Raw genomic sequence first — 19,476 nt, 5'->3', positions numbered from 1 at the left:
GCGCTAGGGCGCCGTCGTCGAGAGCGTGAACGTCAGCGTCGTCGTGTACGCCCCGGTACGGAGCGGCTCGGCGGCGCCGATCGTCTGACGCAAGCCGAGCGGCACGGACTCGGCCACGACCGGCGCGTTCCACGTCTTGAGCGCGACCGGTCCCGTCAGCGCCACGAACGGGCTGGAGTCGGCGCGCACGTGCAGCGGCTGCGCCAGCGCGTGCTGGTCGTTGGTGAGCTTGCCGCCCGTCACCGTGAGCGTCGTGTCCAGCGCGCTGGAGACCACACGCGCCGTCGCGTGAGTCTCGTAGGTGCGCTCGACGCCCGGCTGGAAGACGCCCAGCGGCGGCGTCGTGGCCAGCGTGAGCGAGAGCGTGCCCGCGACGACGCCGCCGACCGTCGCCTCCTCCTGCTCGCTGACCTCGTCCGTGATGCGGTCGAACTGCAGGTAGTCGAGGTTGAAGTTCTGGTAGGCCTCCGCGTCCACGCGCACGTAGTAGGTGTGCGTGCCGGCCGCCAGCTCGACCGACTCGATCACAGTCTGCGGCGAGAACGCGTTGTGCGACGTGGTGCTCTCGATGTCGATCGTCTGCGAGCGGCTCGGCAGCTCGAGCGTGATCCGGCCCGCCGGACGGTACGGGCTCGAGAACCGACCCCACACCCGGTAGGCGCCGGGGCGCGTGATCTGCACCTGGTACTTCAGCCACTCGCCGCCGCGGATCCAGCACACCACCCGCGCGCCCTCCTGATCGCAGACGTCGACGCCCTCCGAGCCGCGGTAGACGGTGCCGCCGCGGTTCTCGTCGTCCTGATCGGCGTAGCCGACGCCCTTGCCGTCCGTCGAGTAGTCCTCGCCCTGGACGCGCACCGCGTTGGCCGGGTTAGCCGGCCTGCTCACGTCGATGCCGCGCAGGTGGCGCTGCAGCTCATCGGGGTTGTCGGTCTGGATGACGTCCGCCCGGTGGCGTTCGATGACCGGCACCCAGCCGAGGGCGGGATCGATCAGCGACGCCTCGTCGGTGTAGTTGGCCGCCAGGCCCTTCCACATCGTGTTGATGAAGACGCGGCTCTGCGCCTTGACCGCGGCGACCGCGGCGGGCTGGATCTGCGCGTCCGTCAGGCGGTCGAAGATGATCTCGAACGAGTCCGGCGGGTTGTCGCCGAAGCCCGTCAGCGAGGCGGCGTTGCCGTCGTTGACGATGTGCGAGTACAGGATCCGCGGGTCCTTAGCCCGGAACGCCTGCACCTCGTCGACCGACGCGCTGCTCTTGAACACGGCGGTCTCGACCGTGCCCGTCTCGATCAGCTCCTGCAGGATCTGGTCGCGATAGGCCCAGGCCTTGTCGAGGTTGATCAGCGCGCGGGTGCCGATCAGCTGCAGCGCCTCCTTGAGCGTCGGCACCTGAAGGTCCGTCATGGCCGCCTGTGCGCCACCCAGGCCGGCCCTCAGGCGCAGCGCCTTGATCTGCGCGAGCGTCATCGCGGAGATCGTGCCGGTGCCGTTGGTGGTGCGGTTGACGGTCGTGTCGTGCATCAGCACGAGCTGGCCGTCGGAGGTGCGCATGACGTCGAGCTCGATCATGTCGATCTTGCGCTCGATCGCCTGCTCGAAGCTGGGCAGCGAGTTCTCGGGTGCGCCGCGCCAGTAGCCGCGGTGGGCGGCGACCAGGACGCGGGCGTCGTCGCCGTGGGCCTTGTACTCGGTGGCGAGCGGCGGCGGGGTCTGGGCCAGCGCGGTCGCCGGGAGGGCGAGCGCGAGGGCAAGGGTCGTCGTGAGGAGCCTCATCGGCGCGCCATCCTCGCCGCGCTTGTGTGAGATCCGGCGACGCCTTCACCGGACCCTAACGTTCTCGGCTAGCGTTGATCCGATGGCCGAGGCGTTTGCTCGTGTAGGCGAGCTCGACATCTGTTACGAGACGTTCGGGGACCCTGAGGACCCGCCGATCCTGCTGATCATGGGCCTCGGCACGCAGATGCTGGCCTGGCACGAGGACTTCTGCGAGCAGCTCGCCGGCCGCGGCTACTTCGTGATCCGCCACGACAACCGCGACATCGGCCGCTCCTCCCGGCTCGACGACGCGCCCGTCCCGAGCCTCAAGCAGCTCGCCCTGCGCGACAAGCGCGGGGCCGCCTACACGCTCTCCGACATGGCCGGCGACAGCGTCGGCGTGCTCGACGCGCTCGGTATCGAGAAAGCCCACATCGTCGGCGCCTCGATGGGCGGCATGATCGCCCAGCGCGTCGCGATCGAGCACCCGGAGCGCACGCTCTCGCTGGTCTCGATCATGTCCAACACCGGCTCGTTCTGGAGCGGCCAGCCCGCGCTGACGATGTACGCCTTCCTGCTGCGCCCCGCGCCCAAGGAGCGCAACGCGTACATCGAGCGGGCCGTGGAGTCGTTCGTGCGCATCAGCGGCACCGGCTTCGAGCCCGACGTCGAGGATCTGCGCGACATCGCCACGCGTTCGTACGACCGCGGGCACGACCCGCGCGGCTCCGCCCGCCAGCTGGGCGCGATCGTCGCCGACCGTGACCGCGGCCCGGAGCTGCGCAAGCTGCGCGTGCCCACGACGGTCATCCACGGCTCCGAGGACAAGCTCGTCCCGCGTTCGGGCGGGCGCGCGACCGCGAAGGTCATCCCGGGCTCGACCTACGTGGAGATCAGCGGCATGGGGCACGGCCTGCCGCGCCCCGCCTGGCCGCAGATCATCGGGGCGATCGTGCAGAACGTCGAGCGCGCTACCCCAGCAACAGGATCAGCACCACCACAAGCAGCAACAGCAGGATGACGCCGCCGCTGATCGCGCGGCCCTGCCACTGGCTGGCCCAGTGCTCGGGCTTCGCGCGGTCACGCGAGTGACGGCCCTCCGGCGGCGTGCCGACCCAGTCGTCGTCGTCGCTCATGTGAGCTCCCGTCCGATCCGCTCGACCATCTCGACGTCGCGGTGGTCCTGCATCTGCAGGTAGACGCCGGAGACGCCCGCCGCCTCCAGCTCGGCCAGCCGCGCCTTCACCTGCTCGACGGAGCCGTTGATCCACGTGTCGGTCGCGTCCGGGTGGTCCTTGCCCACCGACGCCGCGGTCATGACCGTGAACGGGATCGGCTCGCGGCCGGCCTTCGCGCACGCCGCGTCGATGTTGGCCTTGCGCTCGCGGATCTCGTCGAGCGTCGGCATGACCGTGTTGTACTCGTCGGCGTAGCGCGCAGCCAGCCGCGCGGCGCGTGGCCCGGCGGCGCCGCCCATGATCAGCGGCGGGTGCGGCTGCTGCACCGGCAGCGGACGCGCCTTGAGGTCGCGCAGCTGGTAGTGCTCGCCCGTGAAGCTGTAGGGCGACCCGTCACCGAAGTAGCCGTCGTGGACGATCGCGAGCTGCTCCTCGAGCACGTCCATCCGCTCCTTCATGGACAGGAACGGGAAGCCGGACGCCGTGTGCTCGACCTCGCTCCAGCCCGTGCCCATGCCCAGCTCGATCCGGCCGCCCGAGACGTGGTCGGCGGCGACCACCAGGCGGGCGAGCACGGACGGGTGCCGGAAGCTCGTCGGCGAGACCATCGTGCCCAGCCGCAGCCTGGTCGTGCGCGCCGCGAGCGCGTTGATGACGGCCCACGCGTCCAGCGCGCCGCGCTCCCTTTCCCCCATCACGCTCAGGTAGTGGTCGGAGCGGAACAGCGCTTCGATCCCGGAGCGCTCGCAGGCATCGGCCAGCGCGACCCAGTCGTCCCAGGTCACGTCCTCTTGGCCTTCGATCATCAAGGCGACTCTCACGCGGAGAGTCATACCCTCTCGCGCCGATGTCGCGCGCTGTGGTCTGGACGCTGTACGCCGCCTGTGTGCTCGTGTGGTCGAGCACGTGGGTGGTGATCGCCCTCGGGCTCGAGGATGTGGCGCCGTTCTTCGGCGCGGGGATCCGGTTCGTGCTGGCCGGGGTGGGCGTGCTCACCGCCGCCGTCATCCTCAAACGCTCGCTGCGCACCGACGCGCTGCTGGCCGGGATCATCGGGGTGCTGCCGTTCGCCACCTGCTACGGGCTCATCTACTGGGCCGAGCAGTACGTGACGTCCGGCCTGGCGGCCGTGCTGTTCGGCGTCCTGCCGCTCTATGTCGCCGTCCTCGCCGCGCTGTTCCTGCCGGACGAGCCGCTGCGGCCGCGGCTGGTCGTGGGCGTGCTGATCGCGCTCGGCGGGCTCGTGCTGGCCTTCGGCGAGTCGCTCGACCTCGGCTCGGGCGAGCACACCGAGCTGGCGGCGCTCGCGGTCGTGTTGTCCCCCATCGCCAGCGCGATCGGGAACATCGCCACCAAGAAGCGGATCGCGGGCGTGGACCCGCTGGTGGTCAACGGCTGGGCGATGGTCATCGGCGGCGCGCTCCTGCTCGCCGTCAGTGCCCCGACGGAGGACTGGGGCGCGACGCACTGGTCGCTGAACTCGATCGGCTCGATCCTCTATCTGGCCGCGTTCGGCACCGGCTTCACGTTCGTGACGCTCACGGTGCTGCTGCGCGAGCTGCCCGCGGTCACGACCTCGTTCATCTCGATGATCATCCCGTTCGGGGCGCTCGCGCTCGGGGCGCTGTTGCGCGACGAGCCGGTCACCGCGCTGGCGGTCGGCGGCGCACTGCTGGTCGTCGCCGGGATCGTCGTCGCCCAGTTCCCCTTTGGGAGACTCCGCTGATGCCTTCGATCGTGGTTCTCGGTGCGCGCAATCTCGGCGGCGCGATCCTCTCGCACCATCTGGCCGCCGGGTGGCGCGGGGCGGCGGTCGCGCGCTCGGCCGAGACGCTGGAGACCGTGCGCGGCGCGGGTGGGCTGCCGCTGCAGGCCGACGCGTCCGACCCGGACTCGCTGCGGGAGGCGCTGGAGCGGGCGCGCGCCGAGTTCGGCTCGCTCGACGTGGTCGTGAACGCGGTCTCGGCGGCGCGGCCGACCAGGCCGGAGGAGCCGTTCGGCGGCGGGCCGATCTCCACGGCGACGGTGGAAAGCTTCGACGCTTGGGCAGGCGCGGTCGCAAAGCAGGCGTTCGTATTCCTCAGCGAGGGCGTGCGCGCGGGCGCGAAGACGTTGATCCAGGTGACGGGCGGGAGCGCGCGATGCCGGGCCGCGGCCTGTGGGCGGCCGGCGCGCACGCGACCAAGGCGCTGGTGCACGCGGCGGCGCAGGAGCTGCGCGAGGACGGCGTCCACGTCGCGCTGCTGGTCGTCGACGCGACGATCGACTCGCCTGAAGCGGGGGGTCTCGGGGGGCGGCAGCCCCCCGGTCGATCTCCGGCGATGATCGAGGGTCGCGCCGAGAACGAGACCGCCGATCAGGCACAGATCGCGCGCGCCGTCGAGTACCTGGCGGGGCAGTCGGCCCGCGCCTGGACACACGAGCTGGTCGTCACCCCCGCGGGGGACCGCTGACTGCCGTGACCCGCCAGCCCTGTCCGCCCTCCTGGGCGACCCAGAGGTAGAGGTCCGGCGGGTCGGAGAGCTTCCACAGCGCGCGGCCGCGCGGGTCGAGCTGGTCGCGCGCGACCTCCGCTTCCACCCCGTCGGCCTCGCACAGGCCCGCGAGCTCCTCGATCGGCGAGCCGAAGCGGGCGAGCGCGGCGTCGTCGCAGCGCAGCGCGGCCGTCAGGTACGCGCGGATGGTCTCGGCGCCGTAGTCGTCCTCGCGGTTGGGGTCGTCGGCGATCGCGTCGCCCGAGCGCACCTGCACGTGCGTCTGCTCGTCGCCGCGCAGGACCAGGTACCCGACGACGGCGAGGAACACGAGGCTGGCGATGGCGGCCGCAACCACTTTCACCGTGCCATCAGTGTCTCAGGTACCTCGCTGACCATCTCGAACGCCTCGTCGACCGCGGACAACGCGAACAGCCGCTGCACGGCCGCCGGCCCGCGCACGAGCAGCAGCCGGTGGCCGCCGCGGCGCGCCCGCCGGCGGGCCGCCAGCAGCCGCGCGAGGCCGCACGAGTCCAGGAAGGTCAGCTCCCGCAGATCGAGCACGACGCAGCTCGGCCGCGCGCCCTCCACCCGCCGCAGCTCATCGTCGAACGTGTAGGCGTGGGCCAGGTCGAGCTCGCCACGGAGCGCGATCCGGACGGCACCGGCATCCAGCTCTTCGATCATCAGGCCCAAGCCATGCACGGCTGCTCCTGTCGCGGGAGTGTTTAGAAGCTGACAGTCCCCCGGTTCGAGACGTCTCAATCGCGTCCTGCCGTACTGTGAGCCTCGATGCCCAAGCGTTATGTCCACACGTGCGTCCGGGTGCTCGATCCCGACGCGTCGGTCGCCTTCTACGAGGCCCTCGGCTACGAGCGCCGCGGCAAGCTGCAGTTCGAGACCGCGTACAACATCTACATGGGCCTGCCGGGCGACGCCGACACGCTCGAGCTCACGGTCAACATCGGCCGTGAGGAGCCCTACGACCTCGGCGACGGCTACAACCACATCGCCCTCACAGTCGACGACCTCGACGCGTTGCTCGGTGAGCTGGCGAAGATCGGTGTCGAGCCCGAGAAGCCGCCCTTCCACCCCGGCGGGCGCCCTGAGATCGGCCGCATCTGCTTCGTCCAGGACCCGGACGGATACAGGATCGAGCTGATCGACGGTGGCGAGTTCAAGACCCCCCAGGACGCCTGAGACCTACAAGCTGCTCGGGCCGGACGGCGCGCTCTACGAGAGCGAGACGCCCGGCCTGCTCGGCGGCCATGCGCGCACACGCGTGTACGGCCGCCTCGACTGCCCGGTGGCGCTGTCCTTCCTCCGCCGCGGCTTCGAGCCCAAGCACCGCGTGTTCTTCGCGGACGAGGCGGCCGCGATCGCGGCCGGATACCGCCCGTGCGGCGCGTGCCAGCGCGAGAAGTACCGCGCGTGGAAGGACGCGCCGACGCGCGAGTGATCGGTTGGTCAACCACTGGTTGACCAACCGAACGCTCGTACCCTGAGGGGCGTGCCGTCGCCGACCGCTGTTCGCCGCCGCCGCGTGGCGGTCGCCTCCGCCGCGGCGGTCGCGCTCTTCGCCGGCGTCGCGATCGGCGCGGGCGACGAGGAGGCGCCCACGGTGCGAGAGGTACGCGACGTCGTCAGAGCCTCCACGCCGACCCCCACACCGTCCGCGACGTCCGCGCCCGGCGAGCAGCCCGTCGACGAGCTCACGCTCAAGCAGCAGGTCGGCCAGTTGATCGTCCTGCGCTTCCAGGGGACGACGGCGCCCGCCTACGTGCGCAACGCGCTGCGCAAGCGCTGGACGTCCGGCGCGATCCTGTTCAAGGACAACATCACGGACGCCGCGCAGCTCAAGCGCCTCACGCGGCAGCTGCGGCGGGCGAGCCCGGACGCGACGCCGATCGTCTCCACCGACCAGGAGGGCGGCGAGGTGCGCCGCATCGCGTGGGCGCCGCCGGCCTCGGGGCAGGCCGGCCAGGTGCCGGGCCGCGACGCGAAGGCCGCCGCGCAGGCGCTGAAGGCGCACGGGCTCAACGTCTCGTTCGCGCCGGTCGCGGACGTGCCGACGAGCGCCGCCTCGGCGATGCGCGGGCGCGCGTTCTCGACCGACCCGAACGCGGTCGCGCGCGCGACCAAGGCGGCGGTCGAGGGCTGGCGGGCGGGCGGCGTCGCGGCAACGGCCAAGCACTTCCCGGGCCTCGGCGGCGCGACGACGAACACCGACTACGGGTCGGCGAGCATCGCCGGCGCGCCCACGACCGCCGACCTCGCCCCGTTCAAGGCCGCGATCGCCGCGAAGGTCCCGCTGATCATGAGCTCCAACGCGCGCTACCCGCGCCTGGACCCGGACCGGATCGCCGGCCAGTCGAGTCGCATCCTCGAGGACCTGCTGCGCAAGGAGCTCAAGTTCCAGGGCGTCGTGATCACCGACTCGATCGAGGCCGCGTCGGTCCGGGCGACCGGCAGCACGGAGCAGATCGCCGTCCGCTCCATCCGCGCGGGCAACGACATCGTGCTCACGACGGGCCAGGGCTCCTGGCTGCGTGCGTTCCGGGCGCTGGAGGCCGAAGCCAAGCGGTCCAAGGCGTTCCGGGAGCGCGTCCGGACCTCCGCCGCGCGGGTTCTCGCGCTGCAGGAGAATCTGTCCTAAAGGCGGGTGGACCAGGACTTCCGGTCCAGGTGTCCAGGCTTACAATCCCGGGTCGTGAACGAGGAAGAGGGTCGCCGAGCGATCGGCGGCGGGGTCAATGATTCGGCGCTCTCGCTGGCCAGCGAGTGGCGCAAGCTCGGACGTCTGGCAACGGTCGTCGCGGTCTTCACCTCCCCGGCGACGTTCGCGCTGCTCCACTACCGGCTGGGCTGGGCGATCCCGTGGGCGATCCTGGGCGCGCTGGCGGGGATCGCGATCTTCCGCGGCGGCGTCGACGTGCTCGCGCACAAGCTCGTGCCGTTCCCGGCGCTCTACGGCGCGGACGACGAGCTGCGCCGGCAGGACGTGGTCTCGCGCCGGCGCCACTGGTATTGGAAGACCAAGTACCGCCGCACCACGTGGCTGGCGATCTCTCTCTCGCTGATCTTCCTGATCGCGATGGCGGCCGCCGGCGAGTGGTCGCTCGCCGCCGGCTGGGACAAGATGGGCGCGTGGTTCGACCGCTACTCGCCGATGATCGCGATGTACGCCGTGATCGGCTTCTTCCTGTTCTTCGTGAACCTGCTGATCCTCTTCGGCCCGCTGTTCTTCTTCTCGATCCAGCAGATCAAGGGCTATGAGCCCGGCGACGCGGACTGGGGCGTCAAGCTCGACGACGTCCGCGGCCAGGCCGAGGCCAAGGAGGAGATCCGCCGGGTCGTCTCGCTGTGGCAGTCCGGTGAGGAGTTCGAGAAGGCGGGCGGCAAGCGCGAGCGCGGCGTGCTCTTCCTCGGCCCACCCGGCACGGGCAAGACGATGCTCAGCAAGGCCATCGCCACCTCCTTCAACTGCCCGTTCGTGACCATCCCGGGCTCGGGCTTCCAGCAGATGTTCATGGGCATGGACGCGCTGCTGGTGCGCTACATGGCCCGCAAGGCCAAGAAGCTCGCCGCCAAGTGGGGCGGCCAGTGCATCGTCTTCATCGACGAGATCGACGCCGTCGGCATGCGCCGCGCCTCGCTCGGCTCCGGCTTCCAGCCCTACGAGCGCAGCTCCGTCCACGACGAGCTGTTCTTCGGCGACTGGGGCGCGCTGACGTGGGACGGCGACCTCGTGCTGGAGACCAAGCAGTGGCGGGACCGCCTGTTCGAACTGCGCGCCGAGCCCAAGCGCCGCTTCCTGCCGCCGGCGCTCGAGCGCGTCTACAACATCATCCCCGGCATGGGCGGCATGGGCATGGGCTCCCAGGCGCTCAACCAGCTGCTGGTCGTGATGGACGGCATCGACGAGCCGCCGCTGCGCAAGAAGTTCCTGACCAAGAAGTTCAACACCTTCCTGGACGCCATGTACATCGTCCCGCAGAAGGTGTTCGGCAAGCGGATCCGGATCAAGCCGCCGAAGCCGCGCGAGGAGCAGATCTACTTCATCGGCGCCTGCAACGTGCCGCTGGAGGCGCTCGATCCCGCACTTGTCCGCCCGGGCCGCATGGGCCGCCACATCTTCTTCCGCACGCCCACGTGGGAGGACCGGCGCGACGTCTTCGACCTCTACATCAAGAAGGTCGCGCACGAGCCGTCGCTGGACACGCCGAAGGCGCGCGACGAGCTCGCCCGCATCACGTCCGGCTACTCGCCCGCGATGATCGACCAGGTCTGCTCGCTCGCGCTGACCTACGCGCACTCGGACGGGCGGCCCGTGTTCGGCCGCCAGGACATCCTGGAGGCGATGACGACGGTCGAGGCGGGCGTCGCCATCGGCCAGAAGTACGCGCCGCACGAGAGCCGCTCGATCGCGATCCACGAGGCCGGCCACGCCGTCTGCGGCCACCTCTACATGGACAACGGGATGTCCACGCGGCTGTCGATCAAGCGCCGCGGCTCCAGCGGCGGCCACCACCAGATGGCCTCGATCGAGGACCGCTTCGTCGCCTGGCGCTCGGAGGAGATCGGCAACCTGATCTGGACGCTCGGCTCCTACGGCGCCGAGCTGATCTTCTACGGCCAGAACACGACCGGCGTCGGCGGCGACCTGCACTCGGTGACGATGCACGCCGCGCACATGGTCAGCTACTCCGGGATGTCGCCGGCCACGATCGACCTGTCGGACCGGATCGCGGACCGCGACGAGCGCGAGAAGGAGGAGGAGCGCGTCACGCAGCGCTTCCAGCGGATCGGCAACCAGCTCATGCACCGCTCGCCGAGCGGCTTCGACAGCACGTTCGGCGACCGCGTCAAGCGCGACCAGGTCGCCGGCCTGCTGGGCCAGTGCTTCGTGATCGCCTGGAACACGATCCGCGTGAACAAGGACGCCGTCGAAGCGGTCGCCGACCGTCTCGTCGAGGCGACCGAGCTCTACGGCGACGACGTGGTCGACCTGCTCAACGGCGTGCGCCTGCGCAAGCCCGAAATCGACGTGATGGACGAGAACGCATGGCCCGTGATCTGATCCCGCCGCCGTCACCGGCCGGCCGCCCCGACCCCGAGGGCACCCAGACCCACCGGTTCGTCGAGCTGCCGCCGGAGTCCCCCGCCGAGCAGCACGACACCCCGCCGCCCAAGGTCGAGAAGCGCGCGCTCCCGCCGACCCAGTACCGCAACCGCTTCGGCTTCCTCGCCGGCGCGCTCGGCGGCGTCGTGCTCGGCTCGATCGCGATCGTGGTCGCGATCTTCGCGTTCGGCCACGCCGGCGGCGACGACGACTACGGCCTGCATCCGAACTGGTCGGCCTGGGAGCCGGACGACCACTCGCTCGCCGAGGGTGCGCAGCAGATCGCCGACAAGGTCAAGGTGCAGTACACGCACCCGAACGGCGACGTGCTGGTCAATGTGAAGGCCGTGCCGTTCCCGTCGGGTGCCGCCCCGTACGAGATGAGCGCCGTCGCCACCAGCGCGATGACCGAGATGACCGGCCCCGGCGTGCTGTACGTGCTGGACGGGATGGGCCCGGGCGGCGCGATCACGGTGGGCAAGCGGTCGGAGAACCGCGGCATGGTCCTGCAGCGCGAGGCGCTCGAGCTGGCCCTCTACACGTTCCGCTACCTGCCGGAGGCGGAGATGGTGATGGTCCGGACCCCGCCGCCGCCGCCGGAGGAGCCGAAGGCGATGCCTACCCCGGGCGCCGGCAAGGCCGCGGCGACGGCGACGCCGACCCCGACGGCCACGCCCTCCGCGACGCCACCGACCAACCAGGTCGTCTTCTTCCGCCCGGGTGACCTCAGGGCCGAGCTGGAGGTGCCGCTTGGCGCGACGTTGGCGGCGCAGGCTCCGAACGAGAAGACGCTCACGGAGGCCGACAAGGCGACGATCGACGGGCTGACCCGCTCCAACCGCTTCCTCGCCGAGGCCCAGGTCATCGACCCCATGACCGGGATGGTCCGCTTCATCCTCCACCCACCCAAGCGCTCCTGAGCTTCGGCCTCTGTGCGGATTGCGCGCGTCAGCGCGTGATCCGCAACACGCGCGGGTCGGTCTTCTCCATGTGCGAGCGCGGACTCGCGGGCGAGCCGGGGTACGTGAAGTACCCGCCGATGCCGGTGGCGCGCTGCGCCGGGTTCGAACCTAGAGGCGGCGATGACCCAGCTTCGCCAGGTCCTCGTGGTGCTGGGTCACCCGCTGCTTGACCGGATCGCTGTCCGGGCGGGAGTGGACCAGGCCCCACATCGCGTCGGCGACCTGCTCGGCCGACTCCGGCGTGGCGCGGCTGCGCATCTCGTCCACGAGCGCGAGCTCCAGGCGCTCGATCTTCTGCTCCGCGGTGCCCTCGCCCAGGGACGGGAACGGGACGCCGCGCAGGTTCTCGTCCCACGCGCCTTTGACGTACGCGAAACGGTTGCGAAGGGCGATCGGATCCGTCATCGGACCGGCATCGTAACCAGGTCCTAGGACTAACAGCGCACAGATCCCCGACCGCGCGGCGCCTATCGTGTTAGTTGCGTGCACACCTTTGGTCGCCTCCTCGGATTCCTCCGCCCCTACAAGGCGGGCGTCGTCTGGTCGCTGATCCTGGCCGCGGCCGCGATGGTCTGCACCGTTGCGATCCCGTGGCTGACGGGTCGCGCGGTGGACGAGATCTCCGCCGGCGACCGCGACGGGCTGCGCACGCTGGCCTATCTGATCGTCGGCGTCGCGGTCGGCCGGCTCGCGCTCTCGGTGGCGCGCCGGCTGGTCGCCGGCAAGGTCTCGCTCGCGATCGAGTACGACCTGCGCACGCTGCTGTACGCGCACCTGCAGAAGCTGGAGCTCGGCTTCTTCGCCGGCCAGCAGACCGGGCAGCTGATGTCGCGCGCGACCGTGGACCTGTCCTCGGTGCGGTTCTTCCTCGGCTACGGGCTCGTCTTCATCCTGCAATCGGGGTTGACGATCGTGCTCGGCGCGGTCGCGATGTTCGTCCTCTCCCCCGCCCTCGCCGCGCTGGCGCTGATCCCGGTGCCGTTCGTGGTCGTCGTCGCGACGCGCTACGGGCGACGCTCGCGGCCGGCGCTGCAGGAGGTCCAGCAGCGGATCGCCGAGGTCACCGCGGACGTCGAGGAGAACATCTCCGGCGTGCGCGTGGTGAAGGCGTTCGCGGCCGAGCCGCGCCAGCTCACGCGCTTCCGGGGCAACGTCGCGCGCGTGTTCGAGCAGTCGATGGTGGCCACGCGGCTGCGCGCGTTCTACAACCCGTTCCTCGCGTTCCTGCCCAACCTCGGCCTGGCCGTGATCCTGCTCGTCGGCGGGCGCCAGGTGATCAACGGGACGCTGACGCTCGGCGACTTCACCGCGTTCTACACGTACCTGCTGATGATGATCGGGCCGATGCGGATGCTCGGCGTCGCGCTCGGCCTGGCCCAGCGCGCGTCCGCGTCGGGCGCGCGGCTGTTCGAGATCCTCGACCGCGAGCCGACGATCGTGTCCGGCGACGCGGCCATGCCGGACGGGCGGGGCCGCGTGGAGTTGCGCGACGTCACCTTCGGCTACGGCAACGGGCCGGAGGCGCTGCGGGACGTGTCGCTGACGGTCGAGGCCGGCTCGACCGTGGCGCTCGTGGGCGCGACCGGCTCGGGCAAGACGACGCTCGTCCAGCTGCTCTCGCGCCTGTATGACCCGACGTCCGGCACCGTCTCCATCGACGGCGCCGACGTGCGCTCCGTCGACGTCGTGGATCTGCGGCGCGAGATCGCGGTCGTCGACGACGACCCGTTCCTGTTCAGCGACACCGTCGCGGGCAACATCGCCTACGGGCGCCCGGACGCGTCCCTGGAGGACATCCGGCACGCGGCGGAGCGGGCGCAGGCCGCGGGCTTCATCGACGAGCTGCCCGACGGCTACGACACGCGCGTGGGTGAGCGCGGGCTGACGCTCAGCGGCGGTCAGCGCCAGCGGATCGCGATCGCGCGGGCGCTGCTGGCCGACCCGCGCATCCTCGTGCTCGACGACGCCACCTCGTCGGTCGACGCCACGACCGAGCGCGAGATCAAGGCCGCGCTGCGCGAGGCGATGCAGGGCCGCACGACGTTCGTGATCGCGCACCGGCTCTCCACCATCGCGCTCGCCGACGACATCGTCGTGCTGGAGAAGGGGCGCGTGATCGCGCGCGGGTCCCACGACGAGCTGCTCGAGCGCTCCCCGCTCTACCACGAGATCGCGACCAAGGGCCTCGTGGACCAGGTCTACCTCAACGAGGCGAAGGTGGCCGGGCTGTGACGCGTGCCGACAGGGAATCCCTCGAAGCCGCTGGTCCTGTGCGCCGCAGGGACGATCTCATCCGGCGCTGGCGCGCGACGAGCGGGCGCGGGCGCAAGCTGCGCGGTCTGATCGTGCTGCTCTCGCCCTACCGCGGCCGCGTGGCGCTGATGTTCGTCGCGCTGATCATCGCGACGGCCGCCGCGCTGGCGCCGCCGCCGCTGGCCAAGCTCGCGATCGACAGCGGCATCGTGCCCGGCAACATGACTGCACTGACGTGGATCGTCGTCGCCTTCCTGGTCAGCGCGATCGCGTACTGGGGCGCGACCTACGCGCAGACCTACCTCGTCGGCTGGATCGGCCAGCGCGCGCTGCAGGACCTGCGGATCCAGCTCTTCCAGCACCTGCAGGGGATGTCGGTCGGCTTCTACTCGCGCAAGCGCGCGGGCGTGCTGATCTCGCGCATGTCCAACGACGTGGAGGCACTCGACACGCTGGTCAGCGACGGCATCGTGACGTTGTTCGGCTCGTCGCTGACGCTGATCGGTACCGCCGCGATCCTGTTCACGCTCGATCCGGAGCTCGCGCTGATCACCTACACGGTGTTCCCGGTGCTCGGGATCGCGTCGTTCGTGTTCCGGATCGTCTCGGCCGACGCCTACCGCGCCACGCGCGAGAAGGTCGCCGCGATCACCGCCTACCTGCAGGAGACGCTGTCGGGGATCCGCGTCGTGCGCACGTTCGCGCAGGAGCCGCGCCACCTGCGCCGCTTCGAGGACCTCAACGAGGAGAACCGCGGCGCGAACATGAAGACGGTCCATCTCAACGCCGCGTACTTCCCCGGCGTGGAGCTGCTGAGCGCCCTCGCGACCGCCGGGATCCTGTTCTACGGCGGCGTCCAGGCGCTGAACGGCGAGATCACGATCGGCGTCCTCGTCGCGTTCCTGGCCGCGTTGAACAACTTCTTCGACCCGATTCAGCAGCTGAGCCAGCTCTACACGACCTACCAGGCCGGCATGGCGGCGCTGGACAAGATCTTCGAGCTGCTCGACGAGGAGCCCGACCTGGTGGACGCGCCGGACGCGATCCAGCTGCCGCGCATCCGCGGCGAGATCGTGCTCGACGACGTGTCCTTCTCCTACGGCGGCGACGCGTACGCGCTGCGGGAGGTCACGCTGACGGTCCCGCCCGGGCAGACGGTCGCGCTCGTGGGCACGACCGGCGCCGGCAAGTCGACGTTCGCTAAGCTCGTCGCGCGCTTCTACGACCCGACGGACGGGCGCGTGCTGGTCGACGGCCACGACCTGCGCGACGTGACGGCGCAGTCGCTGCGATCGCAGATGGGCATCGTGCCCCAGGAGGCGTTCCTGTTCAGCGGCACGATCGCGGAGAACATCGCGTTCGGCCGCCCCGACGCTTCAGGCGATCAGGTGCGGGCGGCGGCCGCGGCCGTGGGTGCCGACGACTTCATCGCCGGGCTCGAGCTCGGATACGACACCCCGGTCGGCGAGCGCGGGGTCCAGCTCTCGGCGGGGCAGCGGCAGCTCGTCGCCTTCGCGCGAGCGCTCGTCGCCGACCCCCGGATCCTCGTCCTGGACGAGGCGACCTCGAACGTCGACGTGCACACGGAATCCAAGATCGAAGCCGGCCTGCGGCGGCTGCTCGCCGGCCGGACAGCGATCGTCATCGCGCACCGGCTCTCCACGATCGAGCGGGCGGGCCAGATCGTCGTGATGGAGCACGGGCGCATCGTGGAGCAGGGGTCCCACGCCGAGTTGCTGGCGGCGCGAGGGCACTACTGGCGTCTGCACGAGGACTGGCGCGAGCAGAGCGCCGCGTAGGGGTCTAGGTCCAGGTGGCCTTCGCCTCGGCCATGGCCGGGAGGAGGATCGGGAGCGTGAGGGCGGTGGTGGTCGCGATGACCTTGATCGTCCTCATGGGAGGAACTGTCCCGGGAGGCGGTAAAGGCTCGGCAATGTGGCGGTTAGAGCCGCGGATCGATGGGTTCTGACTCCAGCGCGAGCACTCCGAAGACGCACTCGTGGACGCGGAACAGCGGCTCGCGGCGGACGAACCGCTCGAGCGCCTCGACGCCGAGCGCGAACTCGCGCCCGGCGAGGCCGCGCTTGCGGCCCAGCGCGCGGCTGCGTAGGCGGGCGATCTGGTCCGGCGCGTCGTACTCCGGCCCGTAGATGATCCGCAGGTACTCGCGGCCGCGGACCTTGATGCCGGGCTGCGCGAATCCGCGGCGGCCGCGTGTGGTGAACGCGAGCGGCTTGACGACCATGCCCTCGCCGCCACCGGCCGTGAGCTCCTCCCACCACGCGGTGGCTTCGGCGTCCGAGCCGGTGAGGTCGACGAAGCGGCGGTCCGTGCGGCGGATCCACTCGGGGTCGGCCGCCGCGAGCGCGTCGCAGTGCTCCAGGTGCCAGGCGTGGTCGCGGTCGAAGCACGCCCCCGATTCGGTGGCGAGGACGTGGAACGGCGCGAGGCGCAGGTCCTCCAGCCCGGAGACGGGCCAGTTGTAGTGCTGGTAGGCGTGCACGTAGCCCGCGACCCGACGGGCTCGCTCGCGGGTGCGCTCGAGCAGCGCGCCGACGTCGACCCGCCGCGCCGCGGTTTCGAGCACGGCGACGCTCGCCTCCAGGGCGGCGGTGCCCGCGGCGCCGACCGGCGCGTACTGGCGGTCGATCAGCTGCTGCGCCTTGGCCGACCACGGCAGCAGCTCGCAGTCGAGCACGACCCAGTCGGACTCGAGCGTCTCCCACAGGTTCGCGGCGGTGGCGGCCTCGCGGATGCGGGCGAGCGCGGGCTCGGCGTCGTCGAGGAACGGGCGGCCCGTGCGCGTGTAGAGCGCGCCGGTGCCCTCGGCTCCGAAGCGCGTGGCCGCGGTCGCCTCGTCGCGGCACACGACCGCGATCGCGCGCGAGCCCATGTGCTTCTCCTCGCACACCACGTGGCCGACGCCCTCGGCGCGATACTCGGCGAACGCCTCCGCCGGGTGCTCGAGCGCGTCCTCGCGCTGGCTGGTGGCCGTGGGCGCCATCGTCGGGGGCAGGTAGACGAGCCAGCGCGGGTCGACGGCGAAGCGGCTCATCACCTCCATCGCGCCCGCCGCGAGCTCCTCCCGGATCGTGACGGTGCGGGCGAACCGCGTCTGGACGAAGCGCTTGCCGGCGATGTCCTCGACGTCGAGCAGGCGGTCGGGGCGCTCCTCGAGCGCGCGCAGCGGCTTGGCGGGCGCATAGTGCTCGCGGGTGGCGGGCACGCTGACGAGCTCGCGCTCGGGCCATCGGAGCGCGGTCAGCGCGCCGCCGAACACGCAGCCCGTGTCGATGTTGATCGTGTTGTTGACCCAGCCGGGCTCGGCGACCGGGGTATGGCCGTAGACGACGGTCGCGCGGCCGCGATAGTCCGCCGCCCAGTCGCCGCGGACGGGCAGGCCGAACTCGTCCGTCTCCCCCGTCGTCTCGCCATAGAGGGCGAACTCGCGCACGCGGCGGGAGCTGCGGCCCTGGTAGCGCTCGGGCATGCCCGCATGGGCGACGACCAGCCGGCCGCCGTCGAGCACGACGTGGCTGGTGAGGTCCTTGAGGAAGTCGGCGGCGCCGTCGACCGGGTCCGCCTCCAGCTGCTCCAGTGATTCGGCGAGACCGTGGGTGACCTGCACGTCGCGGCCGTTGAGCTTGCGCAGGAGCTTGACGTCGTGGTTGCCGGGCAGCGCGATCGCGTGGCCGGCGGCCTGCAGGCGCATGACGGTGCGCAGGACGTTCGGCGTGTCGGGGCCACGGTCCACGTAGTCGCCGACGAAGACCAGGCGCCGGCCTTCAGGGTGCCCGGCTTCGGTGTAGCCGAGCCGGTCGAGGAGCGTGCTGAGCTCTTCGTGGCAGCCGTGGACGTCGCCGACGATGTCGAACGGACCCGCCTCGTGTGCGCGGTTGGCCCACAGCGGCTCGCGGACGATCTCGATCTCGTCACCGGGCCGGACGGTGTGCGCGAAGCGGAAGCCCTCCTTCTGAAGGAACTTGAGCGACCGGCGCAGGTCGCGCGCCTGGCGGCGGATGACGTGCTCGCCGAAGTCGCGGTCCGGGCGCGTGGCGTTGCGCGCCTGGCAGGTGGCCTCGGGCGTGTCGATCACGATCGCGGCCGCGAACAGGTCGTGCTCGCGGGCGATCCGCACGAGCGGCTCGCGCGCCTCGCGCTGGACGTTGGTGGCGTCGATGACGGTGAGGCGGCCGCGTGCGAGCCGGCGCGAGGTGATCTCGTGCAGGACCGCGAATGCGTCCTCGGTGGCGTCCTGGGCGTTGGGGTCGTCGGCCACCAGCGCGCGGCAGGCGTCGCTGCTGACGGTCTCGGTCGGCAGGAAGTGGCGCTCCGCGAACGTGCTCTTGCCGGAGCCGGAGGCGCCGATCAGCACGACCAGGCAGGGATCGCCGAGCGTGATCTTCATCGGGTGAACACCGCCATCTGCGTGGGCGGGCCGGCTTCAGCGTCCTCCGGCCCGACCGGGACGAAGCGGACTCGGTAGCCGTATTCGGCTTCGATCCGGGTCGCCCAGGCGGCGAACTCCGCCCGCGTGAACTCGAAGCGGTGGTCGGGGTGCCGGAAGCCCTCCAGACTCGGCCACAGGCGGTTGTACTCGGCGTTGGGCGTGGTGACGATCACCGTGCGAGGCTGCGCGGAGCCGAACACGTTCTGCTCGAGCGCGCGCAGACGCGGCGGGTCGAAGTGCTCGATCACCTCGACCAGCGTGGCGGCGTCGTAGTTGCGCAAGCGCTTGTCGCGGTAGGTCAGCGGGCTGTGGAACAGCCGCGCGGAGCCGACGCGCCGCTGCGCGTGCTCGAGCGCCCGCGCGGACACGTCGGCGCCGGCCAGGACGCGGTAGCCATCCTTGGTGAGGCGCTCGAGCAGCGCGCCCGACCCGCAGCCGAGGTCGATCACGCTCGTCGCGCCCGTCTCGCGCAGCACGGCCTGGACCGTGCCGAGCCGCTGGTCCTTGAGCGAGACCGGGCGCTCGAGCGCCGCTTCCCGTTGCTCGTCTTCAGGCTGCTGCTCGCCCAGCGCGGCGAGCGCGGGGTTCACGAGCCGGCGCTCGTGCTTGAGGTAGCGGCGCGTGATCAGCTCCCGCTCCGGGTGCGTGTTCAGCCAGCCCTCACCGCGGCGCAGCAGCTTCTCGATCTCGGCCTTGTCGACCCAGTAGTGCTTCTCGTCGTCGAGCACGGGGAGCAGCACGTACAGGTGGGTGAGCAGCGCCGAGAGCCGGGTGGTCGCGGCCAGCCTGAGTCCGACGTGGCGGCCGCTGCCGATGTCCGTGACGGTGACCTCGTAGCCGAGCGGCTCGAACAGCCTGCCGACGAGTTCCTCCCCGCCGCGCGCGGGCACGGCGGGCAGCTCGGCCGCGAGCGGGATCTCGGTCTGGGCGAGCGCGGGCGTGCGGCCTTCCATCGCGGTCTTGAAGACGGTGACCAGCGCGACGCTGAGCAGCGACGACGCCACGTACGGCCGGTCGTTGACGTACTCGGCGAGCGCGAAGGCGCCGCGGCCGCCGCGGCGGGTGAGCCCGACCGGGTCGATCTCGAGCAGCAGCGTGGCCGTGCAGCGGGTGTCGGTCGCCTCGGGATAGAGGACGTGCGCGGTCCCGAACGGGAGCCGGAAGGCCTGCACCCGGTCGGGGTGCTTGTGCAACAGAAAGCCCAGATCGGTCGCGGGCCGGTGCGTGGTGGAAATGCTCAGAAGCACTGAGCGGCACCGTAGCCGGACGAGCGATTCTG

At 71.2% G+C, this 19,476-nt stretch carries 18 protein-coding genes; 10 read left to right on the top strand and 8 right to left on the bottom strand.

Annotated elements, in window-relative coordinates:
* Positions 1-3: 3 nt before the first annotated feature.
* The gene (locus tag OJ962_RS29305) at positions 4-1,776 is read right to left on the bottom strand and encodes a glycerophosphodiester phosphodiesterase family protein (protein WP_202954046.1); all 1,773 of its coding nucleotides are present in this window, start codon (positions 1,774-1,776) and stop codon (positions 4-6) included.
* Positions 1,777-1,858: 82 nt separating this feature from the next.
* Here OJ962_RS29305 and OJ962_RS29300 point away from each other — a divergent pair, with 82 nt between their 5' ends.
* Positions 1,859-2,779: an alpha/beta fold hydrolase gene (locus OJ962_RS29300; protein ID WP_202954045.1), complete on the top strand. Its 921-nt coding sequence runs from the start codon at positions 1,859-1,861 to the stop codon at positions 2,777-2,779.
* Here OJ962_RS29300 and OJ962_RS29295 read toward each other — a convergent pair.
* Both OJ962_RS29295 and OJ962_RS29290 read right to left on the bottom strand, forming a co-directional pair.
* Positions 2,730-2,894, bottom strand: coding sequence for a hypothetical protein (locus tag OJ962_RS29295; protein WP_202954044.1), 165 nt, complete (start codon positions 2,892-2,894; stop codon positions 2,730-2,732). The genes OJ962_RS29300 and OJ962_RS29295 overlap by 50 nt on opposite strands.
* Positions 2,891-3,742 (bottom strand): LLM class flavin-dependent oxidoreductase, encoded by an 852-nt coding sequence (locus tag OJ962_RS29290; protein WP_202954043.1) that lies wholly within the window; start codon positions 3,740-3,742, stop codon positions 2,891-2,893. Before OJ962_RS29290 ends, OJ962_RS29295 begins: the two co-directional genes overlap by 4 nt.
* Before the next feature lie 41 nt (positions 3,743-3,783).
* Between OJ962_RS29290 and OJ962_RS29285 the strand changes: the two genes are divergently transcribed.
* The gene (locus tag OJ962_RS29285; RefSeq protein WP_202954042.1) at positions 3,784-4,662 is read left to right on the top strand and encodes a DMT family transporter; all 879 of its coding nucleotides are present in this window, start codon (positions 3,784-3,786) and stop codon (positions 4,660-4,662) included.
* Between the two features lie 415 nt (positions 4,663-5,077).
* Positions 5,078-5,389 (top strand): Rossmann-fold NAD(P)-binding domain-containing protein, encoded by a 312-nt coding sequence (locus tag OJ962_RS29280; protein ID WP_270006790.1) that lies wholly within the window; start codon positions 5,078-5,080, stop codon positions 5,387-5,389.
* Here the strand turns inward: OJ962_RS29280 and OJ962_RS29275 are convergent.
* Positions 5,367-5,774, bottom strand: a complete 408-nt coding sequence (locus tag OJ962_RS29275; protein WP_202954040.1) for a hypothetical protein — start codon at positions 5,772-5,774, stop codon at positions 5,367-5,369. The genes OJ962_RS29280 and OJ962_RS29275 overlap by 23 nt on opposite strands.
* On the bottom strand, positions 5,771-6,097 hold the full coding sequence (locus tag OJ962_RS29270; protein ID WP_202954039.1) for an STAS domain-containing protein: 327 nt from the start codon (positions 6,095-6,097) through the stop codon (positions 5,771-5,773). The genes OJ962_RS29275 and OJ962_RS29270 overlap by 4 nt, the downstream gene beginning before the upstream one ends.
* A gap of 105 nt (positions 6,098-6,202) precedes the next feature.
* Here OJ962_RS29270 and OJ962_RS29265 point away from each other — a divergent pair, with 105 nt between their 5' ends.
* The 5 genes from OJ962_RS29265 to OJ962_RS29245 are packed head-to-tail and all read left to right on the top strand — an operon-like array spanning position 6,203 to position 11,452.
* A complete protein-coding gene (locus OJ962_RS29265) occupies positions 6,203-6,610 on the top strand; it encodes a VOC family protein (protein WP_202954038.1) in 408 nt (135 codons plus the stop codon).
* Complete coding sequence (locus tag OJ962_RS29260; protein WP_202954037.1) at positions 6,579-6,869, top strand: Ada metal-binding domain-containing protein; 291 nt, start codon at positions 6,579-6,581, stop codon at positions 6,867-6,869. Before OJ962_RS29265 ends, OJ962_RS29260 begins: the two co-directional genes overlap by 32 nt.
* 51 nt (positions 6,870-6,920) lie before the next feature.
* Entirely contained in the window at positions 6,921-8,066 is a 1,146-nt protein-coding gene (locus OJ962_RS29255) for a glycoside hydrolase family 3 protein (protein WP_202954036.1), read from the top strand.
* A gap of 54 nt (positions 8,067-8,120) precedes the next feature.
* Positions 8,121-10,490, top strand: a complete 2,370-nt coding sequence (locus tag OJ962_RS29250; RefSeq protein WP_202954035.1) for an AAA family ATPase — start codon at positions 8,121-8,123, stop codon at positions 10,488-10,490.
* A complete protein-coding gene (locus tag OJ962_RS29245) occupies positions 10,475-11,452 on the top strand; it encodes a hypothetical protein (RefSeq protein WP_202954034.1) in 978 nt (325 codons plus the stop codon). Before OJ962_RS29250 ends, OJ962_RS29245 begins: the two co-directional genes overlap by 16 nt.
* Before the next feature lie 150 nt (positions 11,453-11,602).
* Here the strand turns inward: OJ962_RS29245 and OJ962_RS29240 are convergent, their stop codons facing one another.
* Positions 11,603-11,899 carry a hypothetical protein gene (locus OJ962_RS29240; protein ID WP_202954033.1) on the bottom strand — a complete coding sequence of 99 codons (297 nt, stop codon included), beginning with the start codon at positions 11,897-11,899 and terminating at the stop codon, positions 11,603-11,605.
* 78 nt (positions 11,900-11,977) lie between these two features.
* On the opposite strand from OJ962_RS29240, the gene OJ962_RS29235 reads away from it, so the two are divergent.
* Together OJ962_RS29235 and OJ962_RS29230 are read left to right on the top strand one after the other, a co-directional pair.
* Positions 11,978-13,726, top strand: a complete 1,749-nt coding sequence (locus tag OJ962_RS29235; protein ID WP_202954032.1) for an ABC transporter ATP-binding protein — start codon at positions 11,978-11,980, stop codon at positions 13,724-13,726.
* Positions 13,727-13,764: 38 nt separating this feature from the next.
* On the top strand, positions 13,765-15,546 hold the full coding sequence (locus OJ962_RS29230; protein WP_270006789.1) for an ABC transporter ATP-binding protein: 1,782 nt from the start codon (positions 13,765-13,767) through the stop codon (positions 15,544-15,546).
* A gap of 143 nt (positions 15,547-15,689) precedes the next feature.
* Here OJ962_RS29230 and OJ962_RS29225 read toward each other — a convergent pair whose 3' ends face one another.
* Positions 15,690-18,155 (bottom strand): polynucleotide kinase-phosphatase, encoded by a 2,466-nt coding sequence (locus OJ962_RS29225; RefSeq protein WP_202954030.1) that lies wholly within the window; start codon positions 18,153-18,155, stop codon positions 15,690-15,692.
* Positions 18,152-19,444: a 3' terminal RNA ribose 2'-O-methyltransferase Hen1 gene (locus tag OJ962_RS29220; RefSeq protein WP_202954029.1), complete on the bottom strand. Its 1,293-nt coding sequence runs from the start codon at positions 19,442-19,444 to the stop codon at positions 18,152-18,154. Before OJ962_RS29220 ends, OJ962_RS29225 begins: the two co-directional genes overlap by 4 nt.
* Positions 19,445-19,476 lie beyond the last annotated feature (32 nt).

Origin of the sequence: Solirubrobacter deserti (genome assembly GCF_027587175.1) — a bacterium.
GTDB lineage: Bacteria > Actinomycetota > Thermoleophilia > Solirubrobacterales > Solirubrobacteraceae > Solirubrobacter > Solirubrobacter deserti.
Note: the sequence above shows the minus strand (reverse complement) of the source record. Positions and strands in the feature narration are given on the sequence as shown.